The organism is Janthinobacterium rivuli (assembly GCF_029690045.1).
Classification (GTDB): domain Bacteria; phylum Pseudomonadota; class Gammaproteobacteria; order Burkholderiales; family Burkholderiaceae_D; genus Janthinobacterium; species Janthinobacterium rivuli.
Window position 1 is genome coordinate 882346 of record NZ_CP121464.1, and the last position, 17946, is coordinate 900291.

Genomic DNA, 17946 nt, shown 5'->3' on the forward strand with positions numbered 1-17946 from the left:
TTCCGGAACCACCATGAACCAGCGAGCCCTTCCCCCGGCCTCCCTTGCCGCGCAGCCGCAATGGGAACTGCACCAGATCGTCGATGAATTGCGCGCCGTGCGCGAGCAGTGGCGCGAAGGATTGGCCAGCAACCAGGAGTGCGGCGCGCGCGAATTCCCGTCGCGCCAGCATTTGCACGACATCATCAAAGCCCTGTGCGCGGCCCTGTTTCCTATGCGCTTGGGTCCCCTCGACCTGCAGCAGGAGAGCGAGGATTTCTTTGTCGGCCACACGCTCGACACGACCCTGACGGGCCTGCACGAACAGGTGCGGCGCGAACTCAGTTATCACGCGCGCCAGCATGGCTTGCAGCAGACGGTGTCCATCGAACAGCAGGCGCTGGCCATCGTACAGCGCTTCGCCCGCGCGCTGCCGCGCATCCGCGCCCAGCTCGACACGGACGTGGCGGCCGCTTTCCATGGCGACCCGGCCGCGCACAGCGTCGATGAGGTGCTGCTGTGCTATCCGGGCATCCTGGCCATCATCCATTACCGCCTGGCGCACACCTTGTATGCACTCGGTGCGCCGCTGGTGGCGCGCATCATCGCCGAAGTGGCCCATTCGCAGACGGGCATCGACATCCACCCGGGCGCCATCATCGGCAGCAGCTTTTTCATCGACCATGGCACGGGCGTGGTGATCGGCGAGACGGCCATCATCGGCGAACGCGTGCGCATCTATCAAGCCGTCACGCTGGGCGCCAAGCGCTTTCCCGCCGGCTTTGATGGCGTGCTGAAAAAGGGACTGGCGCGCCACCCCATTGTGCAGGACGACGTGGTCATTTACGCGGGCGCGACGATCCTGGGACGGGTGACCATCGGCCAGGGCTCCGTCATCGGCGGCAATGTCTGGCTGACCCGCAGCGTGGCGCCCGGCAGCCATGTCACGCAGGCGCATAACCAGCAGGAAGCACCGGAGTCGCCGGCGCCATCCCAACCCGCTTTTGCCCACCACCCATGAGGACAGCATGTTGATCAAACAGTTTGGACTGGCCGTGCGCCAGTTGCGCGAAGGGCGTGGCTGGTCGCAGGAGCGGCTGGCCGAAGCGGCCGACCTGAACCGCTCGTTCATCGGCGAAATCGAACGGGGCGCCGCCACGCCGTCGCTGCTGACGGTGGAAAAGCTGGCCATCGCGCTGGGCGTCGGCCTGGCGGGATTGATGGCGCGCTGCGAGCCGGAGTTGGTGGACTAAAGGCCGCTTTGGTGGCGATAGCATGTTGAGAGAAGAGGGGAGACACCCGATACTTTATTCGTTTTTCAGATAAGCATATTCACTTTTCTCATCAGGAGTAGTCATGGCAGAAGCAACAGAGAACCAGTTCGCGCTGGGCGATAACGCCGCGCGCCAGCTGGCCAATGCAAGCAAGAGCGTCCCCCAGTTATCCACGATCACGCCGCGCTGGCTCGTGCACCTGCTGCAATGGCTGCCCGTGGAAGCGGGTATCTACCGCCTCAATCGCGTAAAAAATCCGAAGGACGTGCGCGTCGCCTGCTCGCAGCGCGACGAGTCGGAACTGCCGCAAACCTTCGTCGACTACGACGACCAGCCGCGCGAGTATTTTCTCAACGCCGTCAGCACGGTGCTCGACGTGCACACACGCGTGTCGGACTTGTACAGCAGCCCGCACGACCAGATCAAGGAGCAGCTGCGCCTGACCATCGAGACGATCAAGGAACGCCAGGAAAGTGAATTGATCAACAATCCCGACTACGGCCTGCTGGCCAGCGTGCACGACGACCAGCGCATCTTCACTCTGACGGGCGCGCCCACGCCGGACGACCTTGACGAACTGCTGACGAAAGTGTGGAAGGAACCGGGCTTTTTCCTTGCCCACCCGCTGGCCATTGCCGCCTTTGGCCGCGAATGCACGCGCCGCGGCGTGCCGCCGCCGACCGTCAGCCTGTTCGGTTCCCAGTTCCTCACGTGGCGCGGCGTGCCGCTGGTGCCGTCCGACAAACTGCCGATCGAAGACGGCAAGACGAAGATCATCTTGCTGCGCGCGGGCGAACAGCGGCAAGGCGTGATCGGCCTGTTCCAGCCTGGCCTGGCGGGCGAGCAAAGCCCGGGCCTGTCCGTGCGCTTCATGGGCATCAACCGCCACGCGATTTCGTCCTATCTGATTTCGCTGTATTGCTCGCTGGCCGTGCTGACCGACGATGCGCTGGCCGTACTGGAAGACGTGGAGATCGGTAAATACCATGACTACCCAGACACCTACAAGTGATGGCGCGGCGGGCTTGCCTGCCGTCCCGTTCTTGCCCGATGAAGCGACCCTGAACCGCCTGGCTGGTGAATTCTTTGCCCGTTTGCCGGGCTTGGACAAGTCGCCCAGCCTCGGTGGTTCCGGCAGCGTGCTCGATGCGGCGCCCCGCTATGCGAACCGCCCGCCGCCGCAGCCCGGCCCTTCGTTTGCCGCCATCGCCCCCGGCGTGGCGACGGAGCAGGTGCCGCCCGTGACGGCGCCGCTGGAAGCACCGATTGCGCCGTCGCCGGCATCGATTCCCACGCCGCGGGCGTCAAGCCTCGGTGCGCCGTCGCCGTATTACTTTGTCGGCGGCGCGCATGGCTATCCCGCATCAAGCCACAAGCTCGATGGCCTGGCGCAGCAGGGGCTGGGGCAGGCGGCGCCGCAGCAGGCACCCGCGCGCCAGCTGCCCGTATCGCAATCCAGTGGCCAGCCCGTGTTCTATTTCCAGACCGAGCTGCCCCCGGCGACGAAGCCGGGCCAGCACCAGACGCCGGCGCCGTTCGACGTGCATGCCGTGCGGCGTGATTTTCCCGTGCTGGCGGAGCGCGTCAACGGCAAGCCGCTGGCCTGGTTCGACAATGCGGCCACCACGCACAAGCCGCAGTCGGTGATCGACCGCGTGTCGTATTTTTATGCGCACGAGAACTCGAACATCCACCGCGCCGCACACGCATTGGCGGCGCGCGCCAGCGATGCATATGAAGCGGCACGCGCCAAGGTGGCGCAGTTCCTCGGCGCCGCCTCGCCCAATGAAATCATTTTCGTGCGCGGCGCCACCGAAGGCATCAACCTGGTCGCCAATACGTTTGGCCGCAAGTACATCGGCAGCGGCGACGAGATCATCGTCTCGCAGCTTGAGCACCACGCCAACATCGTGCCATGGCAGCAGCTGGCGGCGGAAAAGGGCGCGACCTTGCGCGTGATTCCCGTCGACGACAGTGGGCAGATCATCCTCGACGAATTCCGCAAGCTGCTCAACGGTCGTACGAAACTGGTGTCCGTGACGCAGGTGTCGAATGCATTGGGCACCGTGACGCCCGTGGCGCAGATCATCGCGCTGGCGCATGCGGCCGGCGTGCGCGTGCTGGTCGATGGCGCGCAAGCCGTGTCGCATTTGCGCGTGGACGTGCAGGCGCTGGGCGCGGATTTTTACGTGTTTTCGGGGCATAAAGTGTTTGGCCCGACGGGCATCGGCGCCGTGTATGGCAAGGCGGACTTGCTCGAGCAATTGCCGCCTTGGCAGGGCGGCGGCAACATGATCGCCGACGTCACGTTCGAGCGCACCGTTTACCAGGGCGTGCCGAACCGTTTCGAGGCGGGCACGGGCAATATCGCCGATGCCGTGGGCCTGGGCGCGGCCATCGATTACGTGCAGCGCATCGGCCTGGAAAACATCGCCGCCTACGAGCACGCGCTGCTGGAATACGCGATGCACCACTTGCAGGCGATTCCCGGGGTGCGCCTGATCGGCACGGCGCTGGACAAGGCGAGCGTGGCCTCATTCGTGCTGGCCGGTTACGAGCCGGCGGAAGTGGGGCGCGCCCTGAACGACGAGGGCATCGCCGTGCGCTCGGGCCACCATTGCGCCCAGCCGATTTTGCGCCGCTTCGGCGTGGAAGCGACCGTGCGGCCATCGTTCGCCTTCTACAATACGTATGAGGAAATCGACCGCATGATCGTCGTGGTGAAACGCCTGGCGGGTGCGCGCCGCTGATCTTGCCTGCTTGTCAAGCTGATGCCGCCCCTGCGCAAGCGGGGGCGGCATTGTTGCGTCATGTCACGGACTTTGCGCGCGGCTGGCAGGCGCCCGCAGGCTGGCGGTATAATTTATCCTTGGCAATAATCAAGCTGCGGCCCCAAGGAGATGTCCGGTGGAAGATCAACACAGCTCGCCCGAGCTTTTCCTGTTCCTGGCGTCGACCGTGCACGACATGAAAAACTCGATCAGCGTGGTCAGCGGCACGCTGGAATCCTTGCTGGCGGCCGAGCAGGCGAAAGCCGCGCCGCAAGCGGACCCAGCCTACCTGCAGATGGCGCAGATGCTGTACCAGACCAAGCGCCTCAACGATAACCTGATCCAGCTGCTGGCCCTGTACAAGGAAGTGGGCAAGCCCGGCTACCCGTTCGACGTGCAGCCGCAACTGGTGAGCCAGGTGGTCGACCAGGTGGTGGACCAGGAAAAGATATTGCTGGCCTCGAAAGGCATCCATCTGGAGACGGCTTGTGCGCCGGAGCTGATCTGGACCCTCGATGAAGACCTGGTCATCGGCGTGCTCGCGCATGCCATCAACAACGCCATCCGCTACACGAAAGACACGATCCGCCTGTCGGTGCGGGAGCACGACGGCATGCTCGAGCTGCGCGTGGAAGACAATGGCGACGGCTATACGCAGGCCTTGCTCGACGCGGGCAGCGCAGCCATGGATGGCATGACGGCGGGCGTGAATTTTTCCACCAACAGCACGGGCCTGGGCCTGTATTTTTCCAGCGAAGTGGCGAAGATGCACAAGCACCGGGGCAGCAGCGGCAGCATCGCCCTGGAAAATGGCGGCGCCCTGGGCGGCGGCTGCTTCATCCTGCGCCTGCCCTGAACGAGGAACCCATGACGACAGACAGCCACGCCACCGCCGCCGAAGCGGGCAGCACCGACTGGGCCGACAAACATTATCTGCTGGTCGACGATTTCATCGGCATCCGCATCCTGCTGCGCGAATCCTTGCGCAACCTGGGCGCGCGCCATATCGACCAGGCGGCCAGCGGCGGCGAAGCCATGAAGCTGCTGGCCAAGACGCGCTACGACGTGGTGCTGTGCGATTACAACCTGGGCGAAGGCAAGAACGGCCAGCAAGTGCTGGAAGAGACGCGCGTGCGCAACCTGACGGCGCCATCGAGCGTGTGGCTGATGGTATCGGCCGAGAAAAGCGTGGAATCCGTGATGGGCGCGGCCGAGCACCAGCCCGACGCCTACCTGATCAAGCCGATCACGGAAGGCGTGCTGCTGACGCGCCTGAATCGCGTGTGGCACAAGAAGCAGGTATTCCGCGAAATCGACCAGGCTTGCATGGAAAAGGATTATTTGCGCGCGGCGAAATTGTGTGACGCGCAGATCGAGCTCAACAAGCTGCACGAGCTGGAATTGCTGCGCATGAAGGCCAGTTTGCTGCTGAAAAGCGGCGAACCTGAAAAGGCCCGCGCCGTGTACGAAAAAGTGCTGGCCGAGCGTGATTACAGCTGGGCCAAGGCGGGCCTGGGCAAGATCCGCATGAATAACGGCGAGCACGAGGCGGCGCGGCAGATCTTCCAGGGCGTGATCGTCGAGAACAAGTATTACATCGACGCCTACGACCAGATGGCCGTCGCCTACCAGTTGATGGGCCAGCACGAGGAAGCATGCGGCGTGCTGGAAAAGGCGGCGCGCCTGTCGCCCAATTCCGTGCCGCGCCAGCGCAACCTGGGACTGGCGGCCCTGAAAGTGGGCAATGTCAGCATGGCGGAAAAGGCTTTTCGCAAGTGTATTTCCATCGGCGAGTTTTCCGTCATGAAGACGCCGGACGCCTACCTGGGACTGGCGCGCGTGTGCGGCCTGAAGAAAGATGCCAAGGAGGCGCTGCAGTGGCTGCTGCTGGCGCAACGCGAATTCTCGCCCGAGCAGATCGGGCTGCGCGCGAAGATCACGGAAGGCATGGTGCACCACGAAACGGGCGATTACCGGCGCGCGCGCAAGTGCGGCGACGAGCTCGAAGCCATGCTGGCCGAAGACCCGGCGCGCCCCGAAAAGGCCATCTGCATGGAGCTGGCCACCTTGCTGTTCGCCGTCGGCGTCAAGGATGCGCCGGCCGGCCTGCTGTGCTACGTGGTGAAGAACAACCACGACAACCAGGTGGTGCAGGACGAGGTGCAAAAGATTTTCGACAAGGCGAAGATGGGCGACGAGGGCACGAGCCTGATCATCGCTTCACGCAAGGAAGCGTCGGACTTGATGAACAAGGGCGTGCTGCTGTGGAAGACGGACAAGCTCAACGAAGCGGTCGCCTGGATGCGCACGGCGCGCGAAAAGCTGCCGAACAACTTGCGCATCCTGTTCAATTCCGCGCAAATCATCGTGTCGTGCCTGGAGCAGCGCGGGTTTCAGGCCGACCTGGCGGCCGAGGCCATGGAAGTGTTGTTATATGTAGACAAAATTGCACCAGGGCAGCAGCGCTTCGCGCAATTGATGGAGCAACTGGTGCAGCTGACACCGCCGCCCGGGCCGGAAGAAGCCGTCGCAGCGCCGGAAAAAACGCCGCCGGCGCCGGAAAAGGGCGGAAAAGCCGTGCGTGAGCGTGCCGGATGATAAACTAGGGGCCAGCGTGGGTTCGCCCGTGCTTGAGTTGCTTTACAACAATAAGGAAGAAACTATGCGTGATGTGGTCAATGAAGTGTACAAAAAAATGAAAGTCGGCAGTATTGCCTGGGTACGCCCGGTCGCCGCCAAGGGAGACACGCTGGAAACATTCCAGTCTTCGTACGAGCACGCCAAGGCGCTGGCCGACGAAGGCCTGATCACGATCGGTGACGTAAAACGCCAGGCCGACAACATGATCGAGGCGATCCGCATTCATCGTATCGCCTGATCATATTGCCGGCTTGCAGCATCAGGCTTTGCCTGACGCTTTAGCCTTGGGCGCTGCGCGTTTCGCGGGCGCCTTGCGCAGCGGGGCCTTGGCCTTGGCTGCCGTGCCTGCCTCGGCAGGTTTGGCCGGCTTGCTGGCCGCTGGCTTGGCTTTGCTCACGCTGCCAAAGCTGGCCGCTGCCGCGCTGGTGGCGTCGGGCGACATCGCCGTCGAGACGGCTTGCTTGAACTGATCTTGTAACAAATTCCACCAGGCACTTGGATTGGCGAGCTGGGCTGCCGCCTGGCTGCCGGCATCGCCGGGCGCAGCCGCTGCTGGTTCCGGTACGGGCGCAGGCGCTGGTGCAGGTGCCGGTTTCGGTTCAGGTGCCGCAGGTGTGGCTTGCTGGAAAAACGCGGAAGCGTAGGGCACGGATTCAAACACGGTTTTCTCGCTGGCGCCCGGTTGCGTGATGGCCGCCGCCAGTGACGCGCCCATCGATTTCAATGTGGCGATGGTGCCGCGCTGCACTTCCAGCGCCTGGATACTGCCGCGCAGCATGCTGGTGTTGAGATTCAGCCACGCTTCGACGGCTTTCAGGTCGTTGATTTTCTTGTCCAGCTCTTCCACCGACATGGTGGGCGCCGTGATGCCAGGCACGCCCATGCCGGGCACGCTCATGCTGCCCCACAGGTTTTTGACGAAGTCGAGCGTATCGGTCACAACTGCTGCGCCCGGCATTTGGGGCATTTGCGGGTTTGCCATGCGAAATCTCCTGGTAGATGGATAGGCTTAGCGTAGCAGATATCGGCTTGCAACTGACGCAATGCCGCCAACATTTTCTTACATAAAACATTAAGAGTTGAGCACGGGCAAGAAGCGGGAAGCAGGGCGGAAGCGTTACACTACGGCCTATGATGCCTGACTCCTTCTTTTCGCCACCGCGCCGCCGCACCGTCGTCTTTGTCGCGGTCATCGGCGTACTGCATTACGTGGCGTTGGAATGGCTCACCTCGCGTGCCAGCATGGTGCCGCTGGGACAGAATCATGCGCAGGCGGTCAGCATGGCCTTGATCGCCGAGCCGCCCAAACCGCTGCCGGTGGCGCCGCCGCCACCGCCGCCTGAACTGCGGCCCGTGCCCAAGCCCCGGCCGCCGCCACCGCCGCCCCCGACGGAGCTGGCGTCGAGCGAAACGCCCCAGTTGACGGCGCCCGCCAGCGACGTGCCGGAAGGCCCGGCCACGACCGAACCGGCCGCCGTGGCCGCCCCGGCCATCACGGCGCCGGCGCCCGCCGTGGCCGCCGCACCCGTGCCAGCCAGCGCGCCGCCGCCACCGCCCGTCGAGCAGGCACGCCGCTACAAGACGAACGCGCCCGCCTCGGCCCAGTTCGACCTGCATGTGGACCGGCGCGATGCGGACGGCACCAAATGGCAGGGCGTGGCCGCGATGGCGTGGGACAACCGGGGCGACACGTATCAACTGAAGCTGGAAGTGGGTTTGAGCATGCTGATCACGCGCATCAACCTGCTGGTGCTGACCAGCGAGGGCGTGATCGATGGCAGCGGCATCGTGCCCGTCACTGCCACGGAAAAACGCAAGGGCCGCGCGCAAACGGCCACGCATTTCAACCGCGACGCCAAGGCCATCACGTTTTCGGCCACGACGGCCACGGCGCCATGGCAAGAGGGGGCGCAAGACAAGGCCACCGTGCCGTTCCAGCTGGCCGCCATCGGCCGTGCCGACGTCAACCAGCTGGTGGGCAATATCGACATACTCGTCGGCGAGGAAAAGGAAGCGACCGTGTTCCGCTTCCACCTGGTGGGCGAGGAAGAACTGGAAACCAGGATGGGCCGGCTGGTGACCTGGCATTTGCGCCGGCCGCCGAAGCCCGGCACGTATTCGTCGCAGCTCGATATCTGGCTGGCGCCGTCCATGCAATGGTATCCGGTACAAATACGCAATACCGAAGCGAACGGGGCGCTGACCACGCAAACCGTGACCCAAATTCGCGTCAATGACGCTACAGGAAAATAAATGACTACTTTGATAACTTTGAAACGCGTTCTGCTCGCCAGCCTGCTGGCCGCCACCCTGTCCCCCGCCATGGCGGCGGACGAGCCCGTCGATCACCCCGTCATCAAGCGCCCGTACAAGCTGGCGCCATCGGCTGACCTCGTCTATTCGATCAAGGCGAAACAGCGCGGCATTGCGCTGTCCGGTGAATCCGTCAGCAACTGGCGCGCCGGCGATGGCAAGTACTCGCTGCTGGCCGAAACCAAGGCGGCCCTGTTCGGCAAAATACTGGAACAGCGCAGCGAAGGCACGGTCGACGATTACGGCCTGGCACCGTTTCAATTCGTGGAAAAGCGTTTCCGCAAGGAAGCGGCCACGACCACCTTCAAGCGCGACAGCAAGACCATCGTCTTCAGCGAAGGCGATGAAACCTATCCGCTGAAAGGCGGCGAGCAGGACCGCAACAGCACCGTCTGGCAACTGGTCAGCGTGGCGCGCGCCACCCCCGAGAAATTCACGCCCGGCTCGGAATGGAGCTTCTTCGTTGCCGGCCGCCACGACGCCGAACCGTGGACCTTCAAGGTCGTCAAGCAGGAGACCGTCGCCACCGGCCAGGGTCTGGTGGAAGCCGTGCACCTGATCAAGGCGCCGCCGCCGGACAAGAAGGGCCAGCAAGTGGACCTGTGGCTGGCGCCGTCGCTGGAATGGTATCCCGTGAAGGTGACGTTCGCCGATGAAGACGGCGATTACGTCGAGCAAACCTTGCAAAAGATCGTCAAGAAGTAAGTGCTCGCTGTTGTTGTGGGGTCAGACCCGCCGGGTCTGACCCCAGCCTTTCATGGGTTTTCGCCATCAGGAGTCTTAATAAGCAGGCGCCAGCGTTGCGCCGTGTCCGCACCTCCCCCTCCCATGCGCTAAATTGCATGTCAGAACTGATATACTGACGCCCCCGCCCCGCAGCGCCGCGTTAGCCCGCAGCGCCGCCCGCTGAACACTCATCCGGAAAAGAATGATTGATATAATGGCAAGTGCAGCCGTGGCTACGGATGCAAATCAGACAGAGCAAGAGCATCACGATTCCTTGCAGGCGCATTTTCAGCCCAATATTTCGGCCGACGAGATCGAGCAGGTATTTCACTTGAAGCGGGCGCAGCCCTTGCTGCAAGTGTTTACGGCCCTGTTCCACGGCGGTTTCGATGGCGTGCTGGTGCGCCTGCTGGTGTTGCGCGAGCTGGCGTCCGATGCGGCCACGTCCGCCTATACGCGCGCCGATATCAATACGAAACTGGCGTATCTGTTGCCGGAAAGCCTGGAAACGGTCTTGCTGCGCCTGCGTTCGAACCAGTTGCTGGCCTGGGATGCGCAGCAGGGCGTGTACCGCGTGACCCCGATGGCGCGCAATGTGCTGTCCGCCATCGACAGCTTGCTGGGCCTGGGGCAGACGGAAGACGAAGCGGAAATGGGTTTCCTGCTGTCGCAGGTGGCGGGCGCGCAAGCCGTCGGCGGCGTATCCGTTGAACAACTCCAGCATTTGCTGGGGCGCCTGGTGGACTTGACGGAGGAGTTCTCCGACGCCATCGCTTCCGGTTCCGAATTCCGGCTGCGCACGGCGCAAGCGAAGTGGAACATGGCCTGCGACTGGGTCGAGAAGGGTTCCGAGATTCTCGTGGCGATCACGTCCGATGAAAACGCGGACAGCGCCACGCACAAGGCGGCGCAGGCGATTGGCCGCGCGCAAAGTAAATTGCTCAACATGCAAGGCATGTTTTCGCGCGCCCTGAACCAGATCGAGCGCCAGCGCGTGCACCTGGGCCAGTCGGGCCTGTCGACTACCGACATCAAGCGCTGGCTCTTGCTGCACGACGACCTGGCCAGCCTGGCCGAGGGCGCCATCGACCAGCCCGTCGTACCGCTGTTCTCCACGCCGGCCGAAATGATCGATGTGGCCGAAACGGAACTGCTGTCCGAACGGGCGGCAGGCGTCATCAACACGGGCCTGCCTAGCGGCGAGGATGCGCCCACCACCATCAGCGACGGACCCGCCATGCAGCTTGAACTCGATGACCTGTTGGACCGCCTGTCAAACTTCGCCAGCCTGGGCAATTTCCCCAGCATCGGCGAAGAGGGGCCGAAATCGGTGCCCGTGCAGGATTCCTTGCTGCCGGCCAGCTTTGCCGTGGCCTCGTACCGCGCCTCCATGCTGCCGCTGCTGGGCGATGTGTCCGAAGCGAGCTTGCAAGGCTCGACGGCCGAACTGGCCCGCTTGCCGATTACCTTTACACCGACCGACGAGATGGTCCAGCTGACCGACCCCCACGTGGCGGCCATGTCGATCGCCTCGCTTTCACTGAATGTTTCACTTGATTTAGATAGCGGCACCGCCGATGAATGACGATTCCCAAATCCTGATTGCGCGCCTGCTCACGCATCAAACCCTGCGCCGCGACGACAAGCTCGTCAAGCGCGTGCTGTCCGACGAGCTGTTCCGCGCCGAAATCGATGCGCGATTGCTGGCTTGCGGCCTGAAGCTGCTCGACAACGTGTACGCCGACCATGTCACCCTGGCCCTGACGCGCACCATCGAGCCGAAGATTTTCGGCGCGCGCGACGTGTGGCAAAACAATAATTTTGGCCTGGCGCGCGATGGCGTGGCCTTGCTGGTGGTACTGTGGGCGCAGATCATCCTGCCCAAGCGTGAACGCCAGGAAACGCACCAGCACGCGGACGATGACCAGAACGATATGTTCGGCACGGAAAAGCCGCTGCCACGCGCGGAAGACGCGTCGATCGGCATTTCCTACAAGGCGCTGCTGTCGGACTTCGGCGACAAGCTGGGCAAGAAGACGCGCATGGACATGAATCTGGGCACCCTGGCCAAGCTGGGCTTCATCGAGCGGCGCGGCGATTTCATCCTCGAAGGTCCGCTGCTGGACCTGATGATGGATACCGACGTGCTCAAGGAACGCATCATCAACGGCGCCCTGGCCGACGTGTTCAAGCGGGCGCCGGCGCGCCTGGTGGCCGTCGACCTCGATGCTGACTTGTTGGCTGATTTGTCCGCCGACATCGGCGACCTGCCAGATGCGGGCGACGAGCCTGCGTCCGACCTCCCTCACTGAAAGCGCCCATGTTTCATATCAAATCACTTGAACTGGTGCACTGGGATTACTGGCAGCGCATCAAGAATATTCCGCTCGACGCGAAGATCATCACCATCGCCGGGCAGAATGGTTCCGGCAAGACCACCTTGCTCGACGCCTTGCGCACCCTGTTCGGCCTCGACTGCTCGATGGGCCGCACCTATAAACACTATGCGCGCCATTCGGGCCAGCAGACGGCCTGGCTGCGCGCCGTGGTCGACAACAAGAACGTGGGCAAGCAGTTGTCGAACCGTCCGTTCCGCAGTTCCGGCTTCTTCAGCGATGATGAAGTGACGCTGTTTTGCCAGATCCAGAAAAATGGCGGCGACTGGAAGCGCCAGTATCTGATGCGTCCGGGCAATGTGCAGATCGAAGACATTACGGATGCCAACGACTGGCTCGGCGTGGAAAACTACCGCAAGCGCCTGGCCAATGCAGGGCTGTCGCCGGCCATGTCGAAAGTGCTGGCGCTGGAGCAGGGCGAGACGGACAAATTGTGCGAATACGCGCCGCGCCAGCTGCTCGACCTGGTGTTCCAGGTGTTTGGCGACAAGGAAGTGCTGGACGCCTACGATGAAGCCAAGCGCCACCAGCGCGACACGGAAGTGGAACTGAAGCGTTTCGAAACGGAACTCGAAGCGTCGAAAACCAACCTGGAAGGCTTGCGCCTGCGTGTGGCCAATTACCACCAGTGGGAAGGCCTGCATAAGGAACGTCGCAACCTGCTGGAAGAAGTGCTGCCCAGCCTGCAGTACCACGAGGCGCGCGAAAAGGCGGCCATCGCCAGCCGCCAATTGCGCGATGCGCGCAAACCGATGGCGCAGGCGGATCAGCAACTGACGGACAAGCGCAATGCGCTGGCCGCGCAAGCGAAGGCCCTGTCCGACGCGCAAATGAACGAGACCTTGCTGGAACAGGAATCGATCGGTTTGCAGAGCCGTTTGTCCCTGATCAATAGCAAGCTGAAACCGCTGGACAGCCTGCTGGAACAGAAAGACCGCCTGCACAAGCTGGCGGCGGACTCGGGCAGCGACATCGCCGAAGTGGCGGCCCAGCTGGAACAGAAGGAAGCGGAACTGTTGCGCCAGCGCCAGCAGCGCGACGCCCTGTCGGCCCGCATCGCGGGCGAGCAGGCGACGATTGCAGCATTGCAAGGCAAGACGGCCATGCCGGAGCCGGACAATGTGCGCGGCATGCGCCGCGCGCTGCGCGACGCGGGTATTCCCCACGCGATGCTGTCGGACATCGTCGAAGTGACGGACAGCCGCTGGCAGGGCGCCGTCGAAGGCGTACTGGGCGGTTACGCCTCGGTCGTCCTGCTCGACAAGGCCAAGGATGCGGCTGCCGCCTACCGTTTGGCCGAGAAGGAACGCTACCGCCACTTCATCGTGCCCGACCTCGTCACGGCGCCAGTGGCGAAAGATGAAAGCTTGCTGGCCGTGGTGAAATTTTCCGCGCCCGTGCCGAGCTGGCTGATCGAGCAATTGTCGCGCATTGCGCGTGTCGATTCCGTCGAAGCCGGCTTCAAGCTGGGCAACCACGAGGAATGGATCACGCCCGAGGCGTATCACCGCGAACGCCGCGGCGGTCGCTCCCTGTTCGTGGAAGCGTCGCGCTACCGCTTCGGCCAGGCTGGCCGCAGCGGCCGCCTGGAAGCGCTGCTGCGCTCCCTGCCGGGTCTGGAAGGCCAGGAAGACACGCTCACCTTGGCGATCTCGAAGCTGGCGGCCGAAGTGGGCGCCTTGAAAGCGCGCATCGCCGGCGTCGACGCGGCCAAGGAACTCAGTGCGCGTCAGGAAGAATTCGCCGAAGCGCTGCGCAATTCCAAGCCGCTCAAGGAAGAGCGCCTGGAAGTGGGCGGCCGTCTGGGCGAGCTGCAAAACCTGACCAAGAACGCCACGGTGGCGCGCACGCGTGCCGATACCGTGTGGCAAAACGCGCGCCTGGCCTTGTCGGAAGCGGAAGCGGGGTCGCGCCTGGGCTACAAGAAGCAAATTGAGCAGCGCGCCGAGCATGCGCGCGCCTTGCTGGCCTTGCGCCATGCGTGGCGCCACCTGCCGAAAAGCTGGCGCCGTCCCGCCCGCCGCGCGGCCCTGGTGGCCGAGCACCAGAATGCGCACCAGGTCGATCTGCGCGTGGCCAGCCTGCAAAACAGCCTGGCGCGCGACGACTGGGAACTCGACGCCACCGTCATCGACCAGCATCACCGTTTGTCGGACCAGCTGCATGGCCGCCAGTCGGAAACGGACGAGCGCCGCTACCAGAACAACCGCGCCATCGAAGCGACGGGCAATGCCCGCGGCGCCTACATGGAGCGCTTGCGCTACACCATCAAGACCTACAGCAAGAACATCAAGGAACTGGGTGAACTGGCCGGCATCGAAGTGCATGCCGACCCCGTGCGCCTGGAAAACGACGACGTGCAGCTGTCGCAGGCGGGCTTGCACGTGCGCTTCAAGTTCGACGGCAAGGGCGTGATCGGCATGAACGATGGCGAAGCGTCGGGCGGCCAGCAAGTGATGAAGTCGCTGGTGCTGCTGATCGGCTTGCTGAAATCGGAAGACGGTTCCGGCGGCTTCGTCTTCATCGACGAACCGTTTGCCCACCTCGATATCCGCAACATTCAATTGGTCGGCGAATTCCTGAAAAATACGGAAGCGCAATACCTGATGACGACGCCGTTGACGCACAACACGGATGTCTACGATCCGTCGGAGCTCACTTTGATCACCAGCAAGAAGAAAAAGGATACCCAATGGGCGCAACCGATTTTCGTGCTGCAGCGCCGCGTCGATCCCGTATCGGGCAAGGTGGCGTGATGGCCATGGGCAAGCTCATTCTGGCCGCGGCCCTGTCGCTGGCATTGGCCGGCACGGCCGTGGCCAACGACGGCATCGGTTCCGTGAGCGCGGGCGGCATTCTGTTCGGCAAGACGGATGCCGTGGCCATGAAAAAGGAAGTGCTCAGCGTGAGCACGGACTTGATCAAGGTCGAGTATGAATTCCTCAATGAATCGGCCAGGGATGTGGAAGAGACGATCTTCTTCCCCTTGCCAGAATACGCGTCCGGCTACCACGGCTCGCCCACGTATTATGGCCAGCCGCAGCAGTTTACTGTCGACGTGGATGGCAAGCGCAAGGATTATAAAACCACCTTTGTCGCCAAGTTCGATGCCGAGGACGTGACGGCCCGCTTGCGCCAGCTGGGATTGTCGGATGCGCAAATTGCGTATTTCCCCTCGCACACGCCGTTCGACAAGAAAGTGACGCCGCTGACGGCCGCGCAGAGCAAGATCATGATCCGTGAAGGCCTACTGGCCCAGCTGTACGACGAGGAATGGGTGCCGGCCTGGACCGTGAAAGTCATCTACCTGTGGCAGCAGAAATTCCCCGCCGGCAAAGTCGTGCGCGTGCGCCATCAATATGCGCCGTTCGTCGCGGCCGGTCCTGGCGCTTCTTACCTGGGCGATGGCAATGCCTTTGAAAAGAAATACTGCGGCGACAAGGCCTTCTACAAGACGTGGAACCGCCTGGCGGCCAAGCAGGGTGAAAGCGGCTTCGTCAATGCCGTGTGGGTCTCGTACATTCTGACGACGGGCAATACATGGAAGAATGGCATCGAAGACTTTACCTTGAACCTGATCAAGGGCAAGTCGGACGAGCTGGTCAGCCTGTGCTTCCCCGGTACGTTTACGAAAATCAACCCCACCACCTTGCAAGTCAAGCTGCGCAACTTCCATCCGAAACAGGACCTGGACGTGTACTTTGGCAATGTCGAGATCGGTGGTGCCCACGACGGCGTGGCGCCGCAGATCCGGCCGTGAGCACGTGAGCGAGCAGCAGGCACTGGCGGTGCGTCTGCGCGCCATCGCCCGCGCCACACCGTGGTGCATGCAAGCCTTGCAAGCCGTGGCGCAGCTGGGCTTGCCCCACTGCTGCATCGGTGCCGGCGCCGTGCGCAACCTCGTGTGGGACGCCTTGCACGGCTACGCGCAACCGTCGGTCTTGAGCGACGTCGACGTGGCGTATTTCGATGCGCACAATTTGCAACCCCGGCGCGAGGTGGAACTGCGCCAGCGCCTGGAAACTGCGTTGCCCGGCGTGCCGTGGGAGGTCTGCAACCAGGCGCGGGTGCACCTGTGGTTCGAAGATGCTTTTGGCTATGCCGTGCCGCCGCTGCTGTCGCTCGACGACGCCATCGCTTCCTGGCCCGAATTTGCCACCTCGGTTGGCATCTGGCTGCAGCCTGACGGCGAGATCGGCATCGTCGCGCCGCATGGCCTCGATGATCTGTTCAATATGGTGGTGCGGCGCAACCCGGCGCGCATCAGCCTGGACGGCTATGCGCAGCGCCTGGCCAGCAAGGACTATGCGGCGCGCTGGCCGCGCGTCACCCTCATCGCTTAGGTAAGTATTATCGCAAAGGCAATTAAATGCACTGTGGATACAGATTGCCTATAATTACCAATTATTCAATAGTGTTTTCCTGATCCCATGTCCTTTTTGATTTCTACGCCGCTGCGCCGCCTCGGGCGCCTGTTCTGCCTTTCCTCCGCCCTCGTGGCGCCTGCCGCCTGGGCCGACAGCTATACCGATTTCCAGCAAGCTGCCTCGCGCCTGGAAGCGATGGTGGCCGCGTCCACTGCCGATGGCAGCTTGCCGCGTTTGGCCAACCCTGGCGTGGCGGCATTGTTTGCCCAGGTCGCCGATGGCCCGCGCCTGTTCCAGGCGCCCGTCGCGGCGCTGCAGGACATGAACCAGAGCGTGGCCCTGTGCGAGCGGGCAACCAACCTGGGCAAGGCGTATTACACGTTTGGCTTGCAACGGCCGCTGCTGCTGTCCGGCGCGGAGCTGCAGCAGGCGCGCCGGGAGCAGGTGACGCAGAACCTGGCCAATTATGGCGATGAAATGGCCGCCCTGTTTGCCTTCGGCGTACATTGCCATGCGCACTTGATCGGCTTGATGGAAGCCGAGTTCCGCACGCAGCCGGCGCAGGACGTGAGCGGTGCCGAGCGCATGCGCGCCCGCGCCTTCAGCAAGGGATCGAGCACCATGTTTGCGAACGTGGTGCAGTTCGTGCAGGTGCCGTACTGGAATGGGGCGCAGAAGAAGGTCATGCTGGCAGCGGCGGCGCAGCACGCCACGGCGAATGCCAATCTGATGGCGCCGCCCTTGCGCGAGCGCATGCTGACCAGCCTGGCCGAGGCGGACAAGGACCTCGATCCCACCCTGGCGCCTGCGCTGGCGACGATACGCCAGGCGCTGTCGGTGACGAGCTGTACTGGCCTGTGCCAGTACTACTGATCCGGCTTATTCGGCCGCTTGCAAGGGCTTGTTGCGCTGGCGCCAGCGCACCAGGCCCCACGCATACACGGCGTAGTAGCCGATGACGAGGCCGTAGGCGGCCATGGTCAGCGGGCTCTGGCCGAACGGTGGCGGCGGCACGGGCACGTCCTGGCGCGAGTTCAGGTAAATCTCCATGCCGCGGTACAGCAATCGGGCGATGAACAGCATCGTGATGGCCAGGCCCAGGTAGCGGTGCTGGGTAAAGAAAAAGTCCTTGCCGACGTGCTCGAAGCGCGTCAGCTTCAGGCCCAGCACGCCCAGCCAGCCGCCGGCCAGCGCCGCCGCGCCCAGGCTGGACAGGGGCAGGACGTCGAATTTCGTCGTCGTCGCCAGAAACAACAGCAGTACGGGAAACGCGATCGCCACGCTCCAGTGCCGCCACAGCTGCGACTTCTGGCGCGCCACCAGTTTCTTCAGGCGCGAATAAATGCGCCAGACCAGCAGCGGGACCAGTAACAGCAGGGCGAGGGTGGTGGTTTCCATGTATGCAATCGGGTACGGGTAAAACAGTGATTGTAAGCCAGATGGGGACGGGCGGCGATGCTTGTCAAACGCTAAAGGTTGC

Annotated in this window: 17 protein-coding genes; 15 read left to right on the forward strand and 2 right to left on the reverse strand. The window is 63.2% G+C overall.

Going from position 1 to position 17946, the window contains the following annotated elements:
* The first annotated feature begins 13 nt into the window (after positions 1-13).
* The 7 genes from epsC to P9875_RS04015 all read left to right on the forward strand — a co-directional run bounded on the left by epsC (position 14) and on the right by P9875_RS04015 (position 6902).
* Entirely contained in the window at positions 14-1000 is a 987-nt protein-coding gene (epsC, locus tag P9875_RS03985; protein ID WP_278317631.1) for a serine O-acetyltransferase EpsC, read from the forward strand.
* Between the two features lie 7 nt (positions 1001-1007).
* Positions 1008-1232, forward strand: coding sequence for a helix-turn-helix domain-containing protein (locus P9875_RS03990; RefSeq protein ID WP_051959649.1), 225 nt, complete (start codon positions 1008-1010; stop codon positions 1230-1232).
* A gap of 103 nt (positions 1233-1335) precedes the next feature.
* Positions 1336-2265, forward strand: coding sequence for a family 2A encapsulin nanocompartment shell protein (locus P9875_RS03995; protein WP_034784363.1), 930 nt, complete (start codon positions 1336-1338; stop codon positions 2263-2265).
* Positions 2240-4003 carry a family 2A encapsulin nanocompartment cargo protein cysteine desulfurase gene (locus P9875_RS04000; protein WP_278317632.1) on the forward strand — a complete coding sequence of 588 codons (1764 nt, stop codon included), beginning with the start codon at positions 2240-2242 and terminating at the stop codon, positions 4001-4003. The genes P9875_RS03995 and P9875_RS04000 overlap by 26 nt, the downstream gene beginning before the upstream one ends.
* A 157-nt stretch (positions 4004-4160) precedes the next feature.
* Entirely contained in the window at positions 4161-4880 is a 720-nt protein-coding gene (locus P9875_RS04005) for a sensor histidine kinase (protein WP_219310457.1), read from the forward strand.
* A gap of 11 nt (positions 4881-4891) precedes the next feature.
* Entirely contained in the window at positions 4892-6622 is a 1731-nt protein-coding gene (locus tag P9875_RS04010; RefSeq protein ID WP_035824253.1) for a response regulator, read from the forward strand.
* Complete coding sequence (locus P9875_RS04015; RefSeq protein WP_225242919.1) at positions 6606-6902, forward strand: hypothetical protein; 297 nt, start codon at positions 6606-6608, stop codon at positions 6900-6902. Before P9875_RS04010 ends, P9875_RS04015 begins: the two co-directional genes overlap by 17 nt.
* Positions 6903-6923: 21 nt before the next feature.
* Here P9875_RS04015 and P9875_RS04020 read toward each other — a convergent pair whose 3' ends face one another.
* A complete protein-coding gene (locus P9875_RS04020) occupies positions 6924-7646 on the reverse strand; it encodes a PhaM family polyhydroxyalkanoate granule multifunctional regulatory protein (protein ID WP_278317633.1) in 723 nt (240 codons plus the stop codon).
* 149 nt (positions 7647-7795) lie between these two features.
* Here P9875_RS04020 and P9875_RS04025 point away from each other — a divergent pair, with 149 nt between their 5' ends.
* From P9875_RS04025 to P9875_RS04060, 8 genes are all read left to right on the forward strand, one after another.
* Complete coding sequence (locus P9875_RS04025) at positions 7796-8917, forward strand: DUF3108 domain-containing protein (protein ID WP_278317634.1); 1122 nt, start codon at positions 7796-7798, stop codon at positions 8915-8917.
* The gene (locus P9875_RS04030) at positions 8918-9682 is read left to right on the forward strand and encodes a DUF3108 domain-containing protein (protein ID WP_278317635.1); all 765 of its coding nucleotides are present in this window, start codon (positions 8918-8920) and stop codon (positions 9680-9682) included.
* A gap of 235 nt (positions 9683-9917) precedes the next feature.
* Positions 9918-11288, forward strand: coding sequence for a hypothetical protein (locus P9875_RS04035; protein WP_099378545.1), 1371 nt, complete (start codon positions 9918-9920; stop codon positions 11286-11288).
* Positions 11281-12015 carry a hypothetical protein gene (locus P9875_RS04040; protein WP_278317636.1) on the forward strand — a complete coding sequence of 245 codons (735 nt, stop codon included), beginning with the start codon at positions 11281-11283 and terminating at the stop codon, positions 12013-12015. Before P9875_RS04035 ends, P9875_RS04040 begins: the two co-directional genes overlap by 8 nt.
* Positions 12016-12023: 8 nt before the next feature.
* Positions 12024-14855 (forward strand): ATP-binding protein, encoded by a 2832-nt coding sequence (locus P9875_RS04045; protein WP_278317637.1) that lies wholly within the window; start codon positions 12024-12026, stop codon positions 14853-14855.
* Between the two features lie 5 nt (positions 14856-14860).
* Entirely contained in the window at positions 14861-15859 is a 999-nt protein-coding gene (locus P9875_RS04050) for a DUF4424 family protein (protein WP_278317638.1), read from the forward strand.
* A gap of 4 nt (positions 15860-15863) precedes the next feature.
* A complete protein-coding gene (locus tag P9875_RS04055; RefSeq protein ID WP_341353815.1) occupies positions 15864-16442 on the forward strand; it encodes a nucleotidyltransferase family protein in 579 nt (192 codons plus the stop codon).
* An 87-nt stretch (positions 16443-16529) separates the two neighbouring features.
* On the forward strand, positions 16530-17339 hold the full coding sequence (locus tag P9875_RS04060) for a hypothetical protein (protein ID WP_278317639.1): 810 nt from the start codon (positions 16530-16532) through the stop codon (positions 17337-17339).
* A gap of 6 nt (positions 17340-17345) precedes the next feature.
* Here P9875_RS04060 and P9875_RS04065 read toward each other — a convergent pair whose 3' ends face one another.
* Positions 17346-17864 (reverse strand): hypothetical protein, encoded by a 519-nt coding sequence (locus tag P9875_RS04065; RefSeq protein WP_035824281.1) that lies wholly within the window; start codon positions 17862-17864, stop codon positions 17346-17348.
* Positions 17865-17946: the final 82 nt, after the last annotated feature.

What these genes read in the sequence shown, in the direction of transcription:
- epsC (WP_278317631.1), top strand. Translation starts at nt 14, where the DNA reads ATGAACCAGCGAGCCCTTCCCCCGGCCTCCCTTGCCGCGCAGCCGCAA.
- P9875_RS03990 (WP_051959649.1), top strand. Translation starts at nt 1,008, where the DNA reads ATGTTGATCAAACAGTTTGGACTGGCCGTGCGCCAGTTGCGCGAAGGG.
- P9875_RS03995 (WP_034784363.1), top strand. Translation starts at nt 1,336, where the DNA reads ATGGCAGAAGCAACAGAGAACCAGTTCGCGCTGGGCGATAACGCCGCG.
- P9875_RS04000 (WP_278317632.1), top strand. Translation starts at nt 2,240, where the DNA reads ATGACTACCCAGACACCTACAAGTGATGGCGCGGCGGGCTTGCCTGCC.
- P9875_RS04010 (WP_035824253.1), top strand. Translation starts at nt 4,892, where the DNA reads ATGACGACAGACAGCCACGCCACCGCCGCCGAAGCGGGCAGCACCGAC.
- P9875_RS04020 (WP_278317633.1), bottom strand. Translation starts at nt 7,646, where the DNA reads ATGGCAAACCCGCAAATGCCCCAAATGCCGGGCGCAGCAGTTGTGACC.
- P9875_RS04025 (WP_278317634.1), top strand. Translation starts at nt 7,796, where the DNA reads ATGATGCCTGACTCCTTCTTTTCGCCACCGCGCCGCCGCACCGTCGTC.
- P9875_RS04030 (WP_278317635.1), top strand. Translation starts at nt 8,918, where the DNA reads ATGACTACTTTGATAACTTTGAAACGCGTTCTGCTCGCCAGCCTGCTG.
- P9875_RS04035 (WP_099378545.1), top strand. Translation starts at nt 9,918, where the DNA reads ATGGCAAGTGCAGCCGTGGCTACGGATGCAAATCAGACAGAGCAAGAG.
- P9875_RS04040 (WP_278317636.1), top strand. Translation starts at nt 11,281, where the DNA reads ATGAATGACGATTCCCAAATCCTGATTGCGCGCCTGCTCACGCATCAA.
- P9875_RS04045 (WP_278317637.1), top strand. Translation starts at nt 12,024, where the DNA reads ATGTTTCATATCAAATCACTTGAACTGGTGCACTGGGATTACTGGCAG.
- P9875_RS04050 (WP_278317638.1), top strand. Translation starts at nt 14,861, where the DNA reads ATGGGCAAGCTCATTCTGGCCGCGGCCCTGTCGCTGGCATTGGCCGGC.
- P9875_RS04060 (WP_278317639.1), top strand. Translation starts at nt 16,530, where the DNA reads ATGTCCTTTTTGATTTCTACGCCGCTGCGCCGCCTCGGGCGCCTGTTC.
- P9875_RS04065 (WP_035824281.1), bottom strand. Translation starts at nt 17,864, where the DNA reads ATGGAAACCACCACCCTCGCCCTGCTGTTACTGGTCCCGCTGCTGGTC.